A 20,248-nucleotide genomic window follows, 5' to 3' on the forward strand; every position below is an offset into this window, starting at 1 on the left:
CCATGCAGAAGATCACGCCGTGCCTGTGGTTCGACACCCAGGCCGAGGAGGCCGTGGGCCACTACGTCTCCGTCTTCCCCGATTCCCGCGTGCTGGAGGTGCACCGCTACGGGGAGGCCGGGCCGGGCGAGCCGGGGACGGTGATGCTCGTCGTCTTCGAGCTCGCCGGGCAGCGGTTCCAGGCGCTCAACGGCGGTCCGCAGTTCACCTTCAACGAGGCCGTCTCCCTCGCCGTGGACTGTGCCGACCAGCAGGAGGTGGACACCTACTGGGAGAGGCTGACCGACGGCGGCGAGCCGGGGCCGTGCGGCTGGCTCAAGGACAGGTACGGCCTGTCCTGGCAGATCGTCCCGCGGCGCCTGGGGGAGCTGATGAGCGACCCCGATCCGGGCAGGGTCGCCCGGGCCACCCAGGCCATGCTCACCATGTCGAAGATCGACATCCGGGCCCTGGACGAGGCCGCCGACGGGTGACCCCCACGGCCCCGCCGGTCCCGCCTGGCCGCCGCCTGCCGGGCCCCCCGGGTCCCGGCAGGGCCGCGCCCCAGGGCGGGGACCGCTCCCGGGCGACCCGGGCGATGCTGGGCCGTGGTCGGTGGTCCAGCGAGGGAGTCGTGATGAGGGACGCGGAGCGCATAGAGGTCGTCATGTCGCCGGACGGCACCGCGGGGGTGTGGGCCGACGGTCCGGCCGGGGCGCCCGGGGTGGACGCCCTGGCCCGAGTGCTCGACGGCGGCGCGCGGCACAGCTCGCGGTCGCGCCGGGACGCCCGGCGGCCCGGGCCGCCGGTACTCGGTCCGGGTGCCGATCGCCCTGCGCGACCCGGAGTTGCTGGCCGCGGCACTGACCGACCTGGGGTACGCGGCGGTGGAGACCCATGCCCGACCACAGCCGCTGTACGGCCAGCTCACCGGCGCGGCCCGGGCCGAGGTGATCGTCCGAGGGCGGCACGCCGGGGCGGGCCGCGATGACCTGGGGTTCCTGCGGCGGCCCGACAGCACCCACGCGCTGGTGGTCAGCGGCCGGGACCGGAGCCGGTTCGACCGGAGGTGGCTGGCGCGGGTCACCCGGGCCTACGGGTGCGCCGTGGTGCAGCACTTCGCCAGGGGGCACGGTTACCAGGTGTCCCCCGGGGCACCGCTGCCGGGCGGCGCGCGCCGCCTCGTCCTGCGCCCCCGCGATTGACCGATCTTTTTCGGATGTCCCGCCGCCCAGGCTCCCCCGACGGCAGGCACAAAAGGCGTCACCGCAGCCCGCCGGGCTCCCGGAAGAGATTTCAGAAAGTCTGGGTCACGCATCGCTCGAGAACGCGTGGGCTTTTGGCGGAATTTCCCTCAAGAGCACGGGACAAATACCGAAGAAGGCCGCACGCACCACGGTGCGCGCATTTCCGAGGATGGCCGAGAACCCACTGATCATCACCGCGCACCGATAAGTAGCTTTCCCTTGGCGTCGCTTCCCTAACCCGGGAGCCGACGCGGTACAGGGAGAGGAAAGCGGCCTTGGGCGACTGGTGGCGCAACGCGGTCATCTACCAGATCTATCCCCGTTCGTTCACCGATTCCAACGGCGACGGAATAGGTGACATAGCGGGCATCATCTCAAGACTGGACTACCTGGAGTGGTTGGGCGTTGACGCGGTGTGGTGCACCCCGCTCACCGTCTCCCCGAACCGGGACTACGGGTACGACGTGGCGGACTACACCGCCATCGACCCGGCCTTCGGCACCCTGGAGGATTTCGACCGGCTGGTCGCCGAGGCGGAACGGCGCGGAATCAGGGTGGTGCTTGACCTCGTCCCGAACCACACCAGCCGTCAACACCCGTGGTTCCGCGACGAACGCACGAAACGCGAGTACTACGTCTGGGCCGACCAGCCGAACAACTGGATGAGTTCGCTGCACGTCCCCGCCTGGACCTTCGATCCCGAGATGGGCCGCTACTACCTGCACAGCTACCTGCCCGACCAGCCCGACCTGGACTGGTGGAACGAGGACGTGCGCGCCGAGTTCGACGACATCCTCCGGTTCTGGTTCGACCGCGGGGTGGCCGGCTTCCGGATCGACGCCTGCTACGTCATCGTCAAGGACCGCCTGTTGCGGGACAACCCGCCGGCAGGGCGGGACGACCACATGTGGGACCGGAACCGCGGGCAACGTCCGGTGCACAGCGCCCACCAACCGGAGGTGCACGAGGTACTGCGGCGCTGGCGGAGGATCGGTGACGAGTACGACCCGCCGCGGCTGTTGATGGGCGCCACCTGGGTCCCCGAACTGGAGGAGCTGCGCCGCTACTACGGCGACGGCGACGAACTCCAGCTCCCCCAGTACCCGCAACTGCTGTTCAGCCGGTTCCGCGCACAGGAGCTGCGTCCCGTGGTGGAGGCCTGGCTGGACACCGTGGCACCGGACCACGACCCGGTGTGGTTGGCGTCCAACCACGACCTGTCCCGGTTCCCCACCCGTTGGTGCGACGGCGACGAGCGCAAGACGCGCATGGCGCTGACCATGCTGCTGACCCTCCCGGGCGCCTGCGTGCTGTTCCAGGGCGACGAGTTCGGGATGGAGGACACCGTCGTCCCGCCGGAGCTCACCAGGGACGCCGCGCCCATCCCCCGGGACGCCAGCCGCACCCCGGTGCCGTGGACCAGCGGCCCCAAGGGGGGCTTCACCACGGGGGAACCCTGGCTGCCGCTGGGCGACACCACCCGCAACGTGGCCGACCAACGGGCCGACCCGGACTCGGTGCTGCACCTGACCCGGCGCCTGATCGCCCTGAAGAAGACCCTGGCCGGGCCCTACGAGGCCCTACCCGCCCCACCCGACCACTGGAGGTACCGGCGTGGTGAGGTCACCGTGGACCTGGACTTCGGCGCGTGGGACGTGAGCGTCGGATGAGCGGGGTGACACCGGTCAACCCGACGCCGCCCGGGGTCGCCACGGCGTGGTCCACCCAGACCGCCGAGGCGCTGCGGCACGACCCCCTGGTCAACGCTGCCCGCACCGCGCTGGACGGTCACACCGTGTGGCACGTCAACACCACCGCGGTCGGCGGGGGCATCGCCGAACTGCTGCGCTCGGCCGTTCCCTGGCACAACCGGGTGGGGCTGCGCACCCGCTGGCTGGTCACCTCCGGCGACACCGACTTCTTCACCGTCACCAAGCAACTTCACCACCTGTTCCACGGCAGTCCCGGCACCGGGGCCCCGCTCACCGGGGCCGACGCCGAGGTGTACGCCCGGGTGACCACCGAGGCCGCCCGCTCCGCGCTCACCCACATGTCCGCCGGCGACGTGGTGGTCCTCCACGACCCCCAGGTCCTCGGCATGGCCCCGCTGCTCGTGGACGCCGGGCTGCGGGTGGCCTGGCGCAGCCACATCGGCACCGCCGCGTGGTCGGACCCGGTGGCCGAGGCGTGGGGGTTCCTGGCCCGGTACCTGCCGGCGCCCCACCGCTACGCGTTCTCCAGCGCGGACTACGTACCGCCCGCCGTGGACCGGTCACTCACCCGGGTGATCCACCCCACCATCGACCCCGGTTCGGCCAAGTGCCGCCCGCTGACCGGGACGGAGATCGAGGCGTTCACCTCCGCCATCGGCCTGACCACGGGGTCGGGGGCGGCCCTGCCCGGGACCGCCGCCAGCTACGCCGCGGACCGGGTGCGGGTGTTCCAGGACACCCCGCTGCCGCCCGACGCGCCGACCGTGCTGCAGATCTCCCGGTGGGACCCGCTGAAGGACATGTCGGGGGTGCTCACCGGCTTCGTCGAGCACATCGCCGACGCCTCGCCGGACGCCCACCTGGTGCTGGCGGGTCCCGATCCGGACGACATCCCGGACGACCCGGAGAACCGGACCGTGTTCGACGCAGTACGCGCCGAACACCGCCGACTGCCCACCGCGTTGCGCCGGCGGGTGCACCTGGTGGTGCTCGGGCTCGCCGACGACGACACGGAGATGGAGGCCAACGCCCTGGTCGTCAACGCCCTCCAGCGGCGGGCTACGGTCGTCTGTCAGAAGAGCCTGCAGGAAGGGTTCGGGCTCGCCGTGACCGAGGCGATGTGGAAGGAGCGGCCGGTGGTCGCCAGCGCGGTCGGTGGCATCCGGGAGCAGGTGGTGCCCGGGGTGCACGGGTTGCTCCTGGAGGAGCCCTCGGACCTGGCCGCGTTCGGTTCCGCGGTGACCTCGCTCCTCAACCACCGGGCGCTGCGCGACCAGCTCACGGGTGCGGCCCGGCAGCACTGTCGGGAACGGTTCCTGGTCGACCGCGAACTGCGTGACTACGCCCGGCTGTACACCGAGCTCACCGGAGCTGGTCCGGCCGCGAGTCCAGGGCCGTGAAGGGCGGGACGCTCCCCGACGACGCCGGGCCGACCCGCGTGCGGCGGGACACCGACCCGGTCGGGGCACGGCACCTGAGGGCCAGGTACGCGGTGAGCGCCGTGTTCTTCGTGCACGGCGCGTCGGTCGCCACCTGGGCGGCGGAGATCCCGCGGGTGCAGGAACGGCTGGGTCTCGAGGCGGGCGAGCTCGGTCTCGCACTGGCGGGACCGGGCATGGGTGCGCTGCTGGGCAGTCAGCTCGGCGGCTGGCTGGTGGCCCGGTACGGCAGCCGTGGGGTGAGCACGGTCGCGGCCGTGGTCCTGTGTGCCAGCCTGCTGCTCGTCCCGTTCGCCTCCTCCGCCGGCACCCTCCTGGTCTGCCTGCTGGTCCTCGGCGCCGCGGACGCGGCGACCGACGTCGGGATGAACTCCCAGTCGGTGGTTCTGCAACGGGCCTGCCCCCGGCCCATTCTCAACGGGATGCACGCCACCAGGAGTCTGGGCGCCATCGTCGGGGCCCTGAGCGGGTCCCTGGTGATCGCCCAGGGCGTACCGGTCCGGCAGCACTTCGCGGTCGTCGCGCTCCTGCTCGCCGGGGTGTGCCTGGCCGCGGGGGGCCTGCTGCTCCCCGCGCACCACGACCACGGCGCCGGTCCCCGCGGGACGGGGCGCCGGGGACCGACCGGGTCACGCCCGCGGGACCGCGGCGTTGCGGCTCGTTGGCGGGCCGTCGGGCCCCTGGCCCTGCTGGCGTTCCTGGCCGCGCTGGTCTCGGACATCCCCGCCTCGTGGGGCGGGGTGCAGCTCAGGGAACTCGGTGCCTCCGGGGGTGTGGCCGCCGCCTCCTACGCGGTGTTCTCGGCCGGGGAGGTGCTCGGCCGGATGTGCGGGGACCGCGCGGTGGCCCGCTACGGGTGGGCCCGACTGATCAGGACGGGCGCGGTGGTGACCGCGGTCGCGGTGGCCGTGACCCTGCCCACGGGACAGGCCCCGCTGCTCCTGGCGGCGCTGGCCCTCACCGGGCTGGGCGTCAGCGTCACCTTCCCCGGCGCCTTCTCCGGTGCCGGTGCCCTGCCGGGAGTGTCCCCGGGGGCGGCCATCGGCCAGGTCACGTTCGCCGGCCGGCTGGGCTGGATGGCCGTCTCACCGTTGGTCGGTGGGCTGGCCACGGTGTTCGGGCTGACCGTGGCACTGGCCGTGTTGCCGCTCGCGGCCCTGGGCATAGCGCTGCTGGCACCGGTCACCGAGCCCCCGGCGCGCGGTGCCCTGGACGCGTCCTCCCCGGTGAGCACCACCACCCTGCACGGCTGAGACCGGCCCGGTGCGGTCACCCCGGGCGGTCCGGCCACCGACGGGTGCCGCCCGCCCTCCCACGGGCGCTGGTTCCCCGTCACCTGATTGTTGACCGCGGGCCGCGCCACTCACGGTGGGCGACCCGCGCTCGAACGGCGTCGGTGGACGGGCACCGTACCGGTGCCGGGACCGAACGCCTGGCCGTACGGGCCCCGCCACCCGTATGCGAATATCCGATCCCGCGCTTCCCACGTCACCCGCGGCTCACTCCGAACCCGATAGCGGCGGAACAGGGATCAATGCGGAATGGCGAGAATTCTCAGCACCCTGGGTGAGGCCTTGCGCAGATATGCGGGCGAGCCCTACCGTGCTGTCTCCTCACGCCGGGGGGCCGGATTGTCGGCGTGGCGCGCATTATCACTGATCGCCTTACCCACAGGCGTTTCGGCAGGTAACAGGGGTCGCGGATGAGCTTGTTCAGGCAGCATCGTTCGTTCCTCGACGCACTCCCGCCGTATGACCGAAAGACATTCCTCAGTCTTGGCCAACGTCGCCAGTACGCGCCCGGCGAGGTGTTGTTGCGGGAGAACGACACCAGCACCTTCGTCCTGGTCATCCTCTCGGGCTGGTCGGTGGTGATGGTCGAGACCGACCGCGGCACCCCTCTCATTCTGGCGCTGCGCGGTGCCGGAGAGCTGGTCGGGGACCTCGCCGCAGTCGACCAGCGTCCGCGGAGCGCCACGGTGACGGCCCTGGAGCCGATGGAGGCCGTGGTGGTGCCCGGGCAGCGCTTCCGCACCTTCCTGGCCTCCCGGCCGCACGCGACTTCGCTGATCATGCGTCAGCTCAGTTCTCGACTGCGCGACGCCGATCACGAGCGCCGCTCCCTGGCGTCCCGCACCGTGCTCCAGCGCCTGTCCCTGAGCCTGCTCGACCTTGTGGCACGGACTGGACACCGGGTGCCGGAGGGCATCGAGCTGAGCCTGCCGCTGCCGCAGCACGAGCTGGCCGCCGCGGTCGGTGCCACCCGGGAGGCGGTCGCCAAGGCCCTGCGGCTGCTGCGCCAGGAGGGCGTGGTCCGGACGGGGACCCGACGGCTGGTGGTCACCGACGTCCACCTGCTGCGCCTCCTGGCCTCGGGCGGGGGGCAGTCCGCCGCGGGGACCACGACCGTCAGGAATCCCTCGCCCGGTGTGTAAACGGCTACAGCGGCGGACCGGCGGGACGGCGACGCTGGTCCGGTGACGGCAGCGACCAGGGGGTGTGAGTGAACGGCACGGAAGCGGTGAGCCGGCTGGTGCTCTTCGGGGACGCGTGTGGCTCGGGTCGGCTGGGCCTGGAGGACAAGAAGCTGCTGCGGCGCGCCATGTACGGCGCGTTCGCGGACGGTTTCGACGCGGCCGGGGTGGCGTCAGGCGAGATCCACCAGGAGGACCGCGGCGACGGCATCCTGGTCGCGCTCGATCCGAGCGTGCCGCCGGCGCCGATGGTGGGGCGGTGGGTGGACGCCGTCTACGAGAGCCTCAGGGCGCACAACCGCGGCAGTGCGGTGCGGACCCGGCTGCGTGTCGCCCTGCACGCGGGTCCGGTCGCCTGGGACGGGAGGGGACTCGTCGGCCGGGCCGTGGATCTGACCTGCCGGCTCTGTGACAGCCCGACGGCGAAGCAGGTGATGGCCGCGGCCGAGGGCTCGGACCTGCTCTTCGTCGCCTCGGACTGGATCTACACCAACGTGGTGGCCGAGGGCGGGCGGTACATCGAGCCGGAGCACTACCGGCCGGCCAGGATCACCCACAAGGAAACGGACGAACTGGCCTGGTTCCACGTTCCGCGACTGCCAGAACCACCAGTGCCGACCCCGCCCCGGACCGGCTCGGCGGGCAACCAGGTCCCCGGGGCGGGGTCACCTCCGGGTGGCGGGCAGCCTGGGGGGAGCCTCCCGCCACCTCGGAGCCAACCCGACCCGTCCGCTCCGCCGGCCGCCCAGCAGACGTTCGGACGGACCGAGATCCACGTGCAGGGCGACAACCAGACCTTCCAGCACAACGTGATCCACGGCGGGTTCGTCGGAATCCGCAAGGGTGGTCCCGACGACGGGGCGCGGGGGCGACGTGGCTGAGCACGGCGACGCGGCACCGGGCCCGCAACAACCGAACCCGACCCCGCCGGCCAAGGGCGACGACCAGCAGGCGACCGACGCCACCAGGCCGGAGCACAAGCCGTTCGGCGAGGCGGGGCGTAGCCCGCTGGGCAGTGCGGGCGGCGCCGGCGGTTCCGCCACCGCCCACCTGGCGCGGGAGAACCTCGCGCACGCGACGACCCGCTCCCTACGCGTCCACGGGGACAACCAGTACTACGAGGGGAACCTGTTCGTCAGCCAGTTCGTCGGGACTGGCTCCCTCGCCGTCGTGGACGGCCCGGTGCCGACGGAGGAACTGCGTCGCCTGGACGACGTCTACCTCGAAACCCCCGGCTACCAGAGGATGAAGACGGTGCTGCGGGAGCGTCACCTGCTCGCCCTGTGCGGTGAGCCCGGTACCGGTCGCACCGCCACCGCCCTGGCGCTGTTGTCCGAGCTGACCGACCGGCGGGTGGTGCGGCTCGACAACGACACGGACCTGCGTCATGTTTCGGAGGAGCAGCTCAGGGCGAACCACGGCTACGTGCTGGAACTGCCGTCGGAGGACGTGTGGGGGCATGGCCGGCCGGAACCGGAGCGGGAGGGCGGTACCAGCCGGTCGCAGCCGGGTCTTGTGGAGCGGCCCACCGAGCTGCACCTCGACCGGTTCCGTGCGCTGCTGGCCCGGATCGGTGCCTACGGGGTGCTCGTCATCGACAGCGGGGACCTCGCCGACCAGGTTCTGCTCGGGCGTTACGGCATGCGGCACGTACCACCCCGCGCCGAGGAGGTGCTCGGCCGGCACCTGCGCCTTCGGCTCCGGGACCTGCCGGTAACCGCCCAGGAGGAAGCCCGGGCGCACGCCGCGCGCCCCGAGGTCAGGGAGGCGCTGGGCCTGGACGAGCTTCGCCCCGGTGAGGCCGCCCTGTTCGCCGGTCACCTCGCGGACCGGCAGCGCGGGGCACTGTCCGACGAGGAGTTCCTCGATGCCTGTGCGGCGTTCGTGCCGGCGCAGGTCCGGGAGTGGTTCGCCGGGGCCGACCGCCCCGGCACGCTCCCCGCGGCCCTGCCAGCACTGCGCACGGCGGCGTTCCGGATCGCGACCGCGGTGTTCAACGGTGCCGCCTACGGCGTCGTCACCGAGGCCGGCGAGCGGTTGACCTGGGAGATGGCGCTGACCCTCGATCCGGAGCAGGCCCCGGGGCGCCGCCTGTTCGGCACCCGGGCCGATCTGCGTCCTGCACTGGCCCGCTCGGTGCTGCTCGACGGAGAGCTGGACCTCGGGGAGAGCCTGGTGCCGGCGCGTCTGATCCGTTTCCAGGGGGACGGACTGGCCACGGCGGTGCTGCACGAGGTGTGGCACGGGTACCACAACACCCGCGGACCGATCTCCCGCTGGCTGCGGTCGCTGTGTGACGACTCGACCTCGTACGCGTGGGTCTGGGCGTCGATCGCGGCCGGCGTGCTGTGTTCCTGGGACTGGCTCTACGGATACTCCGAGATCATCCTGCCGATGGCCCGCCTGGACTCCCCGGTGCTGCGGCTGTCCGCCGCCACCGCTCTCGCCGAGGCCTCCCGTGAGGCGTCGGTACGACCGGCGGTGCAGGCGGTGCTGCGGGAGTGGGTGAACTCGGACGAGGACGCTGGGGCGCTGCGCGCCACCGCGGCCCTCACCCATGGCTACGGGTTGGCGGCGGGCTCGGTCAGTGCGTCACTCACCGAGATCGGGGAGGTTGCCCGCGCGGACGAGGACGGGGAGTTGCTGGACCTGACGTCGTACAGCGTCACGCGTCTGCTGGCAGGGCCGGAGCCGGAGACCGTCGTGGACCGCCTCGGCGCCTGGCTGCGGGACGGCCGGCGCACGCACTCCGACCTGGTGCTGGTGACCGCCCTGCGCATGCTGCGGCTGAAGGTCACTTATCTGTGGGGGCTCGGTGACGTCCCCCACCTGGCGCCCCACGCCACCTGGTCGCTGCTCACCGCGCTGGCCACGAGTCGGCCCGAGCAGGCCCAGCGCCTCGCCGACCTGGTGCGGCACGCGCTGGTCACGGCGCGCTCAGGGGAGGACGCCCTGGACGCACTGGCCGCCTGGACGCGGTCCGCGGCCGAGGACGAGGCGCAGTTGGCGGCGGCCTGCCGGCTGCTGCCGCTGGTGATCGTGGACGACCGGGACCGCGACCGGCTCGGGCACCTGCTGACCCGCCTGGTGCGTGACCCCGACAGACCGCTTGACCAAGGCGCGGCCCGCCGGATGTGGGACGCGGTGGAGAGAGGTAGGAACCGTTGATCGAGCACGAAACGCCGTCGGGTGGCGCCCCGCTCGCGCCCGAGGAGTTACGCCGGGTGCCACGGCAACCGCAGCGGGGCGGCCCGGAGCGGTTGCGGGGCAGGTCTCCGCGGCCCCGGTCTCCGCGGCCCCGGTCGCCCCAGCTCGTACCGCCGCGCCCGGACACACCACCGGAAGCGGGGCGCGCCACGAACCCGCCCGACCCGGGGCCGGGCGTGCGCCGGCCGGCGGACCCATCGGTGCGCGGCCCACTCGTGCGCGAGGTCCGCCCGCGGTACCGCAGGGTCAGCGGGCAGGTGGTCGCGGTGCGGGTGTACACCAACGGCGGTTACAGCCTGCTGTGGCCGCACGGCACGGAGCACCACGGCGCTTCCCTGCCCAGCCGGACGTACGCCAGGTACCGCCAGGCCTACACGGTCTTCGAGGTGCTGACGGGCCGTCGGGTGACCACGTTCGAGATGGTGCTGCCGGCACGTGGCGACACCGAGTTCTTCAACGCCACGGTGCGCGTGCACTGGGAGGTCGAGGACCCGTACGCCGTCGTCCGCAACCAGGTGTGGGACGCCGCGGATCTGTTGCGCGACGAACTCCACGACGAGCTGCGCGGGGTGTCCCGACGGTTCCCGTTGACGGCGTCCCAACAGGCCGACGAGGCGGTGCGGAACGCGCTCAACGTCCAGCAGTGGCCGCTCGGTCGGGACCTGGGCCTGCGCACCAGGGTCCACGTCCACATCGACCTCAGTGAACGGGTCAGGGAACAGGTCCGTCTGGGCACCGAACTGGATCTGCGGCGGCGGCTCGCCGAGAAGGAGCACTCCCTGCGGCAGCGCGAGGAGGACCAGGAGACCCAGCTCGTCAGGCGCCGGGCGCAGGAGTTCGAGGAGGTCCTGCGGCGCGGGGACATCAGTGCGATCGCGGCCTTCATGGCGCGCAACCCGGAGAAGGCACTGGAGATCCAGCAGCTCTTCTACCAGCAGCGGCAGGAGCAGCGCGGGGACTGGCTCCACCTGATCACCAAGCTCATCGAGGGCGGCCAGCTCGAGCGGCACGACATCGGCACCCACATGTACGAGGTCCTCAAGCACCTGCGGGACGCGTCGGCGGGGGTCGCGGGGGCGTCCGCGGAGGCGCTGTTCGACCGGACGACGCCGGTCCGTCCCGAGCTGGGTCAGGGGGAGCCGGCGCCGACGCGCCGCTGGCCGTTCTGGGAGGACGGGGCCGGGGCCCGCGCTGCGCGGAGCGACCGGGGCGGCGCCGGAGCGGCCACCGACCCCGCCGACCCCATCGCCGGCCAGGGCGGGGAGCCGGTCCGGGACGCGCCGCCCACCCACGAGCCCAGCGTGGTGGAGTCCTCAGCCGAACAGGGCCACAGGGCGTCCCGGGCCACGGGGGACGACGCCGGGGCCGACCGCGGGGACGGCCCGTGACCGCGGGGACCGGCCCGGGACCAGCCGACCCCGACCTGCGCTTCATCGCGGACCGCGTGCTGACCTCGGTGCGGGAGGACCTCGGCAGGGCGGACGCCAAGGCGGCGATCCTGCTGTCGGGGGCCATGGCGTTCGCGGCGGTGCTGGTCTCCGGGGACCGCGACGCCCTGCTCTCCCGGTTCGGTTCGGCCACGGGTCCCGGTGCCGTGTGGCTCACCCTCGGCGGCGTGTTGTGGGCGAGCGGGGTGGTGATGCTCGCCGCCGTTCTCTTCCCCCGCACCTGGGTCGCGGCCGACAGCACCTTCCTGCGCGACGTGTCCCACGGCGCCTCACCCGACGAGTTGCTGGTCCGGCTCGCCGACTCCCGGCAGGACGTCGTCCAGTGGACCCTCGCCCAGGTCTGTGCCATGGGCGCGATACTGGCCAGGAAGTACCGGTGGCTGCGCCTGGGCACTTTTTCCCTGGGGTTGGGCGGGCTGTTCGCCCTGCTCGGGGAGGTCTGTTGACCGGCCCTGTGCCCCTGCCCGGCCCACACCCCCGCCCGGCCACCGTGGCCGTCGGGCCGTCCTTCGCGGGGTGGTGCCCGTCGTCGCCGCGGGACCGGTGGACACCCGCTCCCGCAGGCCGGCCGGAAATCGACTGACCACCGGCTGATCAGGGGAGAAAGGTTGGCGTCAGCGTGGTCCGTGGCCGGGGAGTGCGATGCGGTTACAGGTGCTGGGGCAGGTGCGTGTCTGGCGGGGCGGGATCAGGGTGGACCTGGGTCCCCCGGAGCGGCGGGCGGTGCTGGGGCTGCTCGCCCTGGCGTGTGGGCGGCCGGTGCCGGGAGGAGAACTGGTCTCCGCGCTGTGGGGAAGTCGGCCCCCTGAGGACGCGCGGGTGGTGCTTCGGGAACAGGTGGGCCTGTTGCGCGAGGCGTTGGAGCCGCGGCGGCCGGCGGCCGGCCCGGGAGTGGTGCTGTCCGAGGTCGGCGACGGGTACGTGCTGCGGCTGCCTCCTGACCGGGTGGACCTGCTGCGCTTCCGGAGGTTGGTGGCCGCCGCGGGGGCGGCACGGCACCGGGGCGACCAGCTCAGGGCGGTGTCGCTGCTGGCGGAGGCGGTCCACCTGTGGCGGCAGCCGCCGCTCGCCGACCTGCCGACGCTGCGCGACCACCGGTGGGTGGTGTCCCTGGCCGACGAGCGGCGGGCGGCGGTGGAGCGGTACAGCGAGGCGTTGCTCGCCGTGGGCACGGCAACCGAGGTCCCGCGGGCCCCTCGGGGGGCGGCGGGTGTGCGCCCGCAGGACCAGGGTGCCCCCGCGCGGTCGTTGCGCGCCTGCAAGCCGGTGGTCCGTGGGGACCAGGCGCGCACCGGTCACCGGGCCAACCGGCGCCGGATCGCCGAGCAGCACGGGGCCAGTTCGTGCGGCGTCCCCCGACAGCTTCCCGCCGACACGCCGGTCCTGCACGGGCGGGTCGGGGAGCTCGCGGCGCTGGACGGCTGGCTGGCCCAACGGTCCGCGGGCGGGGGGCGGCACCCGTTGGTCTCGGTGGTGTCCGGGCCGGCCGGTGTGGGCAAGTCCGCCCTGGCGGTCCACTGGGCGCACCGGACCGGGCACCGGTTCCCCGGCGGGCAGCTCTACGTCAACCTGCGGGGCGGCGGCCCCGGCCGGTCGCTGGCTGCCGGCGACGCCCTGGTGTGGTTCCTCGACGCCCTGGGGTGTGCCGGGCCGATCCCCCTGGACCTCGACGCCAGGGCCCAGCGGTACCGCACCGAGATGTCCGGCCGGCGGATGCTGGTGGTGTTGGACAACGCCAGGTCGGTGCAGCAGGTGCGTCCCCTGCTCCCCCGCTCGCCGTCCTGTGTGACCGTGGTGACCAGCAGGAACGGTCTGAACGAGCTCGTCGCGGAGCCCGGCTCGCGGCGACTGGACCTGGGGCTGCTCCCGTTGCCTGACGCCACGGCGCTGCTCCGTTCGCGGCTCGGGGGTCGGGCAGCGCAGGAGCCGGAGGCGGTGGCCGACCTCGCCGCGCGGTGCGCGGGACTGCCGCTGGCGCTGCGGCTCGCCGCCGAGTTGGCCGCCGCCCATCCGGCCAGGCCGCTCGCCGAGTTCGCCCGGGAGGTGAACCACAGGACGTCGTGGGAGCAACGGCTGGACCGCCCGGGCTCCTGTGACGTGCGGGCGGCGGTGCGGGCGGTGTTCTCCTGTTCCTACCACCGGCTCCCGCCGGCAGCCGCCCGCACGTTCCGGCTGTTGGGGCTGCATCCGGGGCCGGACGTCGATGCCGACGCCACCGCGGCGCTGACCCAGAACTCCCCGCTGCGCAGCGCGCGGCTGCTCGAGCTGCTGGCCCGGGCGCACCTGCTCGAGCGGACCGGGCCCGGGCGGTACGGAATGCACGACCTGCTGCGCGCCTACGCCGACCGGCTCGCACGGGCGCACGCGGTGGCGGACGAGCGGCACGTGGCGCTTGACCGGCTGTTCGACCACTACCTGGCCACCGCGCGGGCGGCCGTGGAGGCGCTGCACCCGGTGCCCCGCGTCGGCCGACCGGAGCCGCCGGAACCCGCGCCGGCCGACGACGGCGGCCCCGCCGATCGTGCCGCGGCCCTGACCTGGCTGGACGCCGAGCGCGCCACCCTGTCCGCGGTCTGCGCGTACGCGGCCGACCGGGACCACCCGGTGGGCGCGGTGCGCCTCGCCGATGTCCTGTCCCCGCACCTCGACGGGCACCGCCCCGCCGAGGCGTTGGCCTTCCACGCCCATGCCCTGCGAGCCGCCGAGCGGCTCGGCGACCGTGCCGGACAGGCCCGTGCGCTGGCCCGCATGGGGGTGGTGCGCGGGCGGTTCGGCGCCTGGGAGTCGGCCGTCGATCACCTGGAGCTGGCCCTGGCCAGGTACCGCCAGGCCGGTAACCCGTGGGGCCAGGCGCGTGTCCTGTCCGAGCTGGGCGACCTGTACCTGCGGCTGGGTCGGTACGGGTGCGCCGCCCGGCTGCAGCGGCAGGCGCTCGGTCTCTTCCGGGAGGCCGGCGACCGGCACGGCGAGGTGGTGGCGCTGAACGGTCTCGGTGACGCGTTGCGCGCCGCTGGCCGCCCCGCGGCAGCCGTGGCCCCGCACGCCGCGGCGGCCCGGCTCGCCGGGATCACGGGCCAGTGCGACGAGCAGGCCAGGGGGCAGGCCGGGGCCGCGGCGGTGGAGCGGTCGTCGCCACTGGGCAGGTGCTCTGCTCCCTGGGGTCGGTGAGGGGCACCAACCGGTGCGCCGACCGCCGTTGGCACGGGCTGGCACGGTGCTGACAGGGGCGTCGCAAGTTCCTGTGCGGTCCCTGCCGGGTTCCCCGACCCGACCTTGAGACGGATCAATTTTCGAGGTAACGATCATTCGTTCGATCATTTCCGTCTCAGGGAGGAATCGGGCCCATGCGATCGTTCTTAAGTCCGCGCGCCACGGCGGCGAGCCCGAGCAGACGCAGAGTGTTCGCCTGGGCCGGCCTGGCCGCGGCTCTGGGCGCCACGGCTCTGGGCGGCACGGCCGGGTCGGCCGCCGCAGGAGACCCAGGCAGGGGCGGGGCACCGTACGTGGCGCTGGGTGACTCCTACGCCGCGGGACCGGGCATACCCCGGTCCGGGGGGCCGTGCGCCCGCTCGGACCACAACTACCCCGCGATGGTGGCCGAGGGCCTACCGCCCGCCCCGTACACCGACGTGACCTGCACCTGGGCGGTCACCGCGGACATGACCTCACGCCAGTTCGGGGTGATCGCCCCGCAGTTCGACGCGCTCGGCCGGAACACCCGGGTGGTCACCCTCACCATCGGGGGCAACGACGCCGGGTTCGTCGAGGTCATGGGCGTCTGCGCCGGGCTCAGCCAGGTTGACCCCCAGGGCGCCCCGTGCAGGGACCACTACGCGACGTCCGGCGGGGACGAGATCGCCGAACGGGTGGAGCGCACCGTGCCCAGGATCGGTGACGTGGTCGAGGGAGTCAGGGAACGGGCGCCCAGGGCGCGGGTGCTGGTCGTCGGGTACCCGCACCTCATCCCGGAGTCCAAGGACTCGTGCGCCATCGAGCAGCCGGTGGCCGCCGGTGACTTCCCCTACCTGTACGGCGTCGAGCGCAAGCTGAACACCATGATGGCCGCCGAGGTCACCCGGCACGGCGCCGAGTTCGTGGACCTGCACCCATCAAGCGCCGGTCACGACATCTGCCAGGCGCCGGGAACCCGCTGGGTCGAGGGCCTGGTGCAGGTGGAGGGGGCCGATCCGGGACACCCCAACATCAACGGCATGCGGAACGCCGCCCACCAGGTGTTGGCGAAGCTCGGCCGGGCCGGTTAGCGTCGCGGGGTCACCCTCACCAGGCCCGCATCCGTGCGCCGCCGGGGGCGGTGATCGTCCCCGGCGGCGCACGCGTGTTCCCCGGGTCGTGTCTCCCGTCCGCCACCCGGGTACTGGCGGAGGGGGGCCGGGAAAGGAGCGATGCCATGGGACGGGTCACCGCCCGCCGCCCGGTGGTGCGGGTGCGCGACGGCGAGGTCAGCCGACGGGTGGACACCCTCGTCGCCGAGGAGCCGCTGGAGATCCGGCTGAACGGGAAGCCGCTGGCCATCACCATGCGCACCCCCGGCGACGACTTCGCACTCGCCGTCGGGTTCCTGGTCAGCGAAGGTGTCGTGGCCGACGCCTCGGACGTCTCCCGCATCGCGTACTGCGCGGGCGCCACGGCGGACGGCAGCAACACCTACAACGTGGTGGACGTTCGCCTCGCCCCCGGTGTGCCGGTGCCGGACATCACCCTGGAACGCAACGTCTACACCACCTCCTCCTGCGGCCTGTGCGGCAAGGCCAGCCTGGACGCGGTGCGGACCACCGCCCGGTGGCCGGTGGCCGGTCCCGGGCCACGGCTGCGGCCCGACGTCCTGTCCGCGCTGCCGGACGCGTTGCGCGCGGCCCAGGGGGTTTTCCACCAGACCGGGGGGCTGCACGCCGCCGGGCTGTTCACCCCGGACGGCGACGTGCTCGACGTCCGCGAGGACGTGGGTCGGCACAACGCCGTGGACAAGCTGGTCGGCCGGGCGTACCAGCAGGGTGCGCTGCCCCTGCGGGACACGGTGCTGCTCGTCTCCGGCAGGGCGTCGTTCGAACTCGTCCAGAAGGCGGTGATGGCCGGCATCCCCGCGTTGGCCGCCGTCTCCGCGCCCTCCTCGCTGGCGGTCGAGCTGGCCGCGGAGACCGGCCTCACCCTCGTGGGTTTCCTGCGGGGACGGTCCATGAACGTCTACGCGGGTGCGGAGCGGGTCGTCCTGGAACCGTCCGGGTCGCGGAACTGAACCCGGCGCCGCGCCCGCCGCGCGGCGCCGGGACCGGGGGCGGGTGGTTCACCCCGCCGGCCACGCGCCCGCCCGTTCCCGCGGAACGTTCCGCCGACCCGCCCAGCACGGCAGCACCACCGCGAGGTCGCCGGCCGCGCGGGACCGTGGCCCGGCCCAGGCGCAGTAACCGTCGGGCCGCACCAGGAACAGCTCGGTGCCCAGCCACGGCCCGCGGGGCCCGCGCACCCGCCCCGGGAGGTGGGTGACCAGGTCGTCCCAGGCGTCGGGCACCGGCGGGCGGCTCCCCGCGCCCTGGTCAACCAGGACGAAACCGCCCGAGCGCAGCACCTCGTACAGCCGCCGCCCGTCCGACAGCCCCAGGTCCGGCACCCTCCGGCCGACCATGGCACCGGCGGGGCCGCGGCGACGCCGGCCCGCGGTGGACCGGTACCGGTGGGAGGTGCCGTTGACGCGGGCCAGGGCCCGGCGGCGGATTCCCGGGAACCGGGCCACGCCCCGCAGGCCGAGTTGCCGCGCCGCCCGCACGGGCAGGCGGCGGGCGGTGGCGACCCTGGTCGCCAGGGCGGTGGCCACGATCACCTCGAGGCAGACCCGCCGCCGTTCCTCGGCGTAGGTGTCCAGCAGTTCCTCGCCGGCGCGCCCGGCCACCACCGCGGCGAGCTTCCAGCCCAGGTTGGTGGCGTCCTGCACCCCCAGGTTGAGCCCCTGGGCGCCGACCGGGGAGTGCACGTGGGCGGCGTCCCCGGCCAGCAGGACGCGTCCGCTGCGGTTGGTCCGCGCCCGCCGCTCGTTGATCCGGAAGTGCGAGGTCCACGTCGCGTCGTACGGCCCCAGGTCGAGACCGAAGACGGTGCGCAGCGCCTCGTCCACCTCCTCCACCGGGACGGGGCCGTCGCTGTGCGGCCGGTCGCGGTCGATGACGGCGATCCGGTGGCGTCCCCCGCCGAAGCCGATGACGACAGCGAGCGCCCCCGGGACCATCCGGACCAGCGCGGGGACGCTGGGGGGCTGTCCAGGCGGACGTCGGCGATGAGGATGCCGTGGGGCAGCACGTCCCCCTCGAACCGGTCACCGATGGCGTGCCGCACCGTGCTGCGCGCCCCGTCGCACCCGACCAGCCACGCGGCACGCTCACGCCACTCCCGGTCCCCCGACCGCAGGGACAACACCACCCGGTCGCCGTCCTGCCGGCAGTCGGTCAGCTCCACGCCCCGCTCGACGCGCACCCCGAGCTCGTCGGCCCGCTCCTCGAGGATCTCCTCGGTCTCCCACTGCGGCAGCGCCCGCACCCCCGGGTACGCGGAGTCGGGCACCGTCAGGTCGATCAGGTGGCCCCCTGGGCTGACCTCCAGTTGCCGCACCGGGTGGCCGCGGTCGAGCACGGCCGTCGCCATGCCCCGCATGTCGAGTTCCTCCATGGTGCGGGCCTGGAGCACCAGCGCCCTGGACTCCTTGCTCCGCTCGGAACGCCTCTCGACGATCTTGCACCGGACGCCTGCGAGTGCCAACTCACCCGCCAGGTGCAGCCCGGTGGGGCCGGCACCCACGACCACGACCTCGTACTCGCCGTTCGCGCCCACGGCATCCCCTCTCCGCGCCCGGGCACGCGGACGGAGCCGGGATGGGGACCCACCCGGAGCGCGCCGCACGGCCGACCGGGGCGCACGTCCGGGACGCGGCACCGCGTCGCGCCGGGCGATCGTTTGTCGGTGACGATCTGCGGGCCGACGGGTTTCCCCACACGGCTGGACGAAACCCTCAGCCCCCGGCGCGTTCCAGCTCCACCGGGCTCGGCAGGGCGGCGAGGCCGTGGGCGAGGCCCTCGAGGTCAACGTCCTCCATCAACATGGACTGCACGATGCAGCCGAGCAGGAAGGACAGCAACGCCTGACTGATCTGCCCGGCGTCGCCCGACTTCGGTATCCGTCCGGTGTCCTGGAGCTGTACCACCAGGGAGTGCATCCGCCGCTGCGCCGCGACCAGCGCCCCCAGGGCGGCCTCGGCCACCACCGGGTCGCGCTGCGCCTCCCCCCATATCTGCACGGCCAGGCGCGCGGTGCCCGCCCGGCTCTCGTCCAGGTCGGACATGAGTCCGGAGAGCAGACGGGCCAGGGCCTGGTCCCAGGAGAGCGACGGGTGCTCACTGACCACCTTCGCCATCGCCTCGGCGAAATGCACGCTGGCCTTCTCCGCGACGGCCCGGATCAACTCCTCCTTGCCGGTGAAGTAGCGGTACACCGCGCCAGCCGACAACCCGGATTCGTTGATCACGTCCTGCATGGACGTCTGGTGGAAGCCGTTCTCCACAATGCACCGGTGCGCGGCGTCAATGATCTGCTGACGACGAGCAACGCGGTGCTCCTCGCTTACTCGTGGCATGACGAATCAGGACCTCGCTGAGAGAGAACGGGCATCGCCCGAACCGGGGAAGTGTGGTGCAGGTGGCGCATTCAAGCTAAAAGCCACTTACTCGGGGATCACTCGAGCCCTCGCCCCCCGATCCTCCCCACATCCCCCTGCATCACTTCTTGACCGCCTCTCTAGCGCCCGTGTCGAAGCTGCCGACGGCTCGGTCATCCGCACGCCAACCGTCGGCGTGCGGAGCTATCGACACCAACGGCCGAAGTGGCACGGGGGCGACTGGCGAAGCACCGCCGCCAACCTGCCCGATGCCTCAGAGCAACCACAGCACATGGGCTACGAAGGGGCGGGCAGTGACCAGCTCAGTCATACGGGAGAAGCCGGTAAGGCGCCTGGATCGGGTGGTTATTCGGTTTGCGGGCGATTCCGGTGATGGGATGCAGCTCACTGGTGACCGTTTCACCTCGGAGACTGCGGTGTTCGGTAACGACTTGTCGACGTTGCCGAACTTTCCTGCGGAGATCCGTGCGCCGGCTGGGACGTTGCCGGGTGTGTCGTCGTTCCAGTTGCATTTCGCGGATCATGACATCCTCACTCCTGGTGATGCTCCGGATGTGTTGGTGGCGATGAACCCGGCGGCGTTGAAGGCGAACCTGCCGGACCTGCCCGCGGGGGCGGAGATCATCGTGAACACGGACGAGTTCTCCAAGCGGGCGTTGGCGAAGGTGGGCTGGTCGAGTAACCCGTTGGATGAGGGTTCGCCGGTGTTGTCGGCGTGGCGGGTGCATCGGGTGCCGTTGACGAGTTTGACGTTGGCGGCGTTGGAGTCGTTCGGTCTGCCGCGTAAGGACGCGGAGCGGGCGAAGAACATGTTCGCTTTGGGTTTGTTGTCGTGGATGTACCATCGGCCGACCGCGGGTACCGAGGCGTTCNTGCGGCGGAAGTTCGCCAAGAAGCCCACCATCGCCGAGGCGAACCTGGCGGCGTTCCGCGCGGGGGTGAACTTCGGTGAGACCACCGAGGACTTCGCGGTGTCGTACGAGATCGCGCCGGCGGCGTTGCCGGCGGGCCGGTACCGGAACATCTCGGGGAACCTGGCCTTGTCCTACGGGTTGGTCGCGGCCT

General features: G+C 73.1%; 16 protein-coding genes and 1 pseudogene. 14 read left to right on the top strand and 3 right to left on the bottom strand.

Annotated features, from left to right (window positions below; genetic code table 11):
* Positions 1-2 precede the first annotated feature (2 nt).
* From A3IG_RS0108485 to fdhD, 13 genes are all read left to right on the top strand, one after another.
* A complete protein-coding gene (locus tag A3IG_RS0108485; protein ID WP_018383127.1) occupies positions 3-473 on the top strand; it encodes a VOC family protein in 471 nt (156 codons plus the stop codon).
* Between the two features lie 327 nt (positions 474-800).
* Positions 801-1,184 (top strand): DUF1257 domain-containing protein, encoded by a 384-nt coding sequence (locus A3IG_RS29000; RefSeq protein WP_018383128.1) that lies wholly within the window; start codon positions 801-803, stop codon positions 1,182-1,184.
* 317 nt (positions 1,185-1,501) lie between these two features.
* Entirely contained in the window at positions 1,502-2,896 is a 1,395-nt protein-coding gene (locus A3IG_RS29005) for an alpha-amylase family glycosyl hydrolase (protein ID WP_018383129.1), read from the top strand.
* Entirely contained in the window at positions 2,875-4,338 is a 1,464-nt protein-coding gene (locus tag A3IG_RS29010; protein WP_157862264.1) for a glycosyltransferase, read from the top strand. The genes A3IG_RS29005 and A3IG_RS29010 overlap by 22 nt, the downstream gene beginning before the upstream one ends.
* Positions 4,335-5,630, top strand: coding sequence for an MFS transporter (locus A3IG_RS29015; protein WP_018383131.1), 1,296 nt, complete (start codon positions 4,335-4,337; stop codon positions 5,628-5,630). The genes A3IG_RS29010 and A3IG_RS29015 overlap by 4 nt, the downstream gene beginning before the upstream one ends.
* A gap of 449 nt (positions 5,631-6,079) precedes the next feature.
* On the top strand, positions 6,080-6,811 hold the full coding sequence (locus A3IG_RS0108510; protein WP_026220033.1) for a Crp/Fnr family transcriptional regulator: 732 nt from the start codon (positions 6,080-6,082) through the stop codon (positions 6,809-6,811).
* Between the two features lie 68 nt (positions 6,812-6,879).
* Positions 6,880-7,731: a hypothetical protein gene (locus A3IG_RS29020; protein WP_104530694.1), complete on the top strand. Its 852-nt coding sequence runs from the start codon at positions 6,880-6,882 to the stop codon at positions 7,729-7,731.
* Positions 7,724-10,018, top strand: coding sequence for an nSTAND3 domain-containing NTPase (locus A3IG_RS0108520; RefSeq protein ID WP_104530698.1), 2,295 nt, complete (start codon positions 7,724-7,726; stop codon positions 10,016-10,018). Before A3IG_RS29020 ends, A3IG_RS0108520 begins: the two co-directional genes overlap by 8 nt.
* Before the next feature lie 239 nt (positions 10,019-10,257).
* On the top strand, positions 10,258-11,445 hold the full coding sequence (locus tag A3IG_RS29025) for a hypothetical protein (protein WP_018383135.1): 1,188 nt from the start codon (positions 10,258-10,260) through the stop codon (positions 11,443-11,445).
* A complete protein-coding gene (locus A3IG_RS29030) occupies positions 11,442-11,951 on the top strand; it encodes a Pycsar system effector family protein (RefSeq protein ID WP_018383136.1) in 510 nt (169 codons plus the stop codon). The genes A3IG_RS29025 and A3IG_RS29030 overlap by 4 nt, the downstream gene beginning before the upstream one ends.
* 196 nt (positions 11,952-12,147) lie before the next feature.
* Positions 12,148-14,673 (top strand): AfsR/SARP family transcriptional regulator, encoded by a 2,526-nt coding sequence (locus A3IG_RS29035; RefSeq protein WP_018383137.1) that lies wholly within the window; start codon positions 12,148-12,150, stop codon positions 14,671-14,673.
* 176 nt (positions 14,674-14,849) lie between these two features.
* Complete coding sequence (locus tag A3IG_RS0108540; protein WP_201787482.1) at positions 14,850-15,767, top strand: SGNH/GDSL hydrolase family protein; 918 nt, start codon at positions 14,850-14,852, stop codon at positions 15,765-15,767.
* Positions 15,768-15,913: 146 nt separating this feature from the next.
* Positions 15,914-16,759, top strand: coding sequence for a formate dehydrogenase accessory sulfurtransferase FdhD (gene fdhD, locus A3IG_RS0108545; RefSeq protein ID WP_018383139.1), 846 nt, complete (start codon positions 15,914-15,916; stop codon positions 16,757-16,759).
* 48 nt (positions 16,760-16,807) lie between these two features.
* On the opposite strand, the gene A3IG_RS35830 is transcribed toward fdhD, so the two are convergent.
* From A3IG_RS35830 to A3IG_RS0108555, 3 genes and pseudogenes are all read right to left on the bottom strand, one after another.
* On the bottom strand, positions 16,808-17,743 hold the full coding sequence (locus tag A3IG_RS35830) for an FAD-dependent monooxygenase (protein WP_018383140.1): 936 nt from the start codon (positions 17,741-17,743) through the stop codon (positions 16,808-16,810).
* A gap of 59 nt (positions 17,744-17,802) precedes the next feature.
* Positions 17,803-18,444 (bottom strand): annotated as a pseudogene (locus A3IG_RS35950) (FAD-dependent monooxygenase); the annotation flags it as partial.
* A 76-nt stretch (positions 18,445-18,520) separates the two neighbouring features.
* On the bottom strand, positions 18,521-19,141 hold the full coding sequence (locus tag A3IG_RS0108555; protein WP_026220035.1) for a TetR/AcrR family transcriptional regulator: 621 nt from the start codon (positions 19,139-19,141) through the stop codon (positions 18,521-18,523).
* A 290-nt stretch (positions 19,142-19,431) separates the two neighbouring features.
* Between A3IG_RS0108555 and A3IG_RS0108560 the strand changes: the two genes are divergently transcribed.
* Positions 19,432-20,248, top strand: an 817-nt coding sequence (locus A3IG_RS0108560) for a 2-oxoacid:acceptor oxidoreductase family protein (RefSeq protein ID WP_026220036.1), incomplete at its 3' end; no start/stop codon positions are given.

The organism is Wenjunlia vitaminophila DSM 41686 (genome assembly GCF_000380165.1).
In the GTDB taxonomy this organism is placed as follows: Bacteria; Actinomycetota; Actinomycetes; order Streptomycetales; family Streptomycetaceae; genus Wenjunlia; species Wenjunlia vitaminophila.

Bases quoted from the DNA above. Each gene is read 5' to 3' on its own strand.
- A3IG_RS0108485 (WP_018383127.1), top strand. From the start codon at position 3: ATGCAGAAGATCACGCCGTGCCTGTGGTTCGACACCCAGGCCGAGGAG.
- A3IG_RS0108510 (WP_026220033.1), top strand. From the start codon at position 6,080: ATGAGCTTGTTCAGGCAGCATCGTTCGTTCCTCGACGCACTCCCGCCG.
- A3IG_RS29035 (WP_018383137.1), top strand. From the start codon at position 12,148: ATGCGGTTACAGGTGCTGGGGCAGGTGCGTGTCTGGCGGGGCGGGATC.
- A3IG_RS0108540 (WP_201787482.1), top strand. From the start codon at position 14,850: ATGCGATCGTTCTTAAGTCCGCGCGCCACGGCGGCGAGCCCGAGCAGA.
- fdhD (WP_018383139.1), top strand. From the start codon at position 15,914: ATGGGACGGGTCACCGCCCGCCGCCCGGTGGTGCGGGTGCGCGACGGC.
- A3IG_RS35830 (WP_018383140.1), bottom strand. From the start codon at position 17,743: ATGGTCCCGGGGGCGCTCGCTGTCGTCATCGGCTTCGGCGGGGGACGC.
- A3IG_RS0108555 (WP_026220035.1), bottom strand. From the start codon at position 19,141: ATGCCACGAGTAAGCGAGGAGCACCGCGTTGCTCGTCGTCAGCAGATC.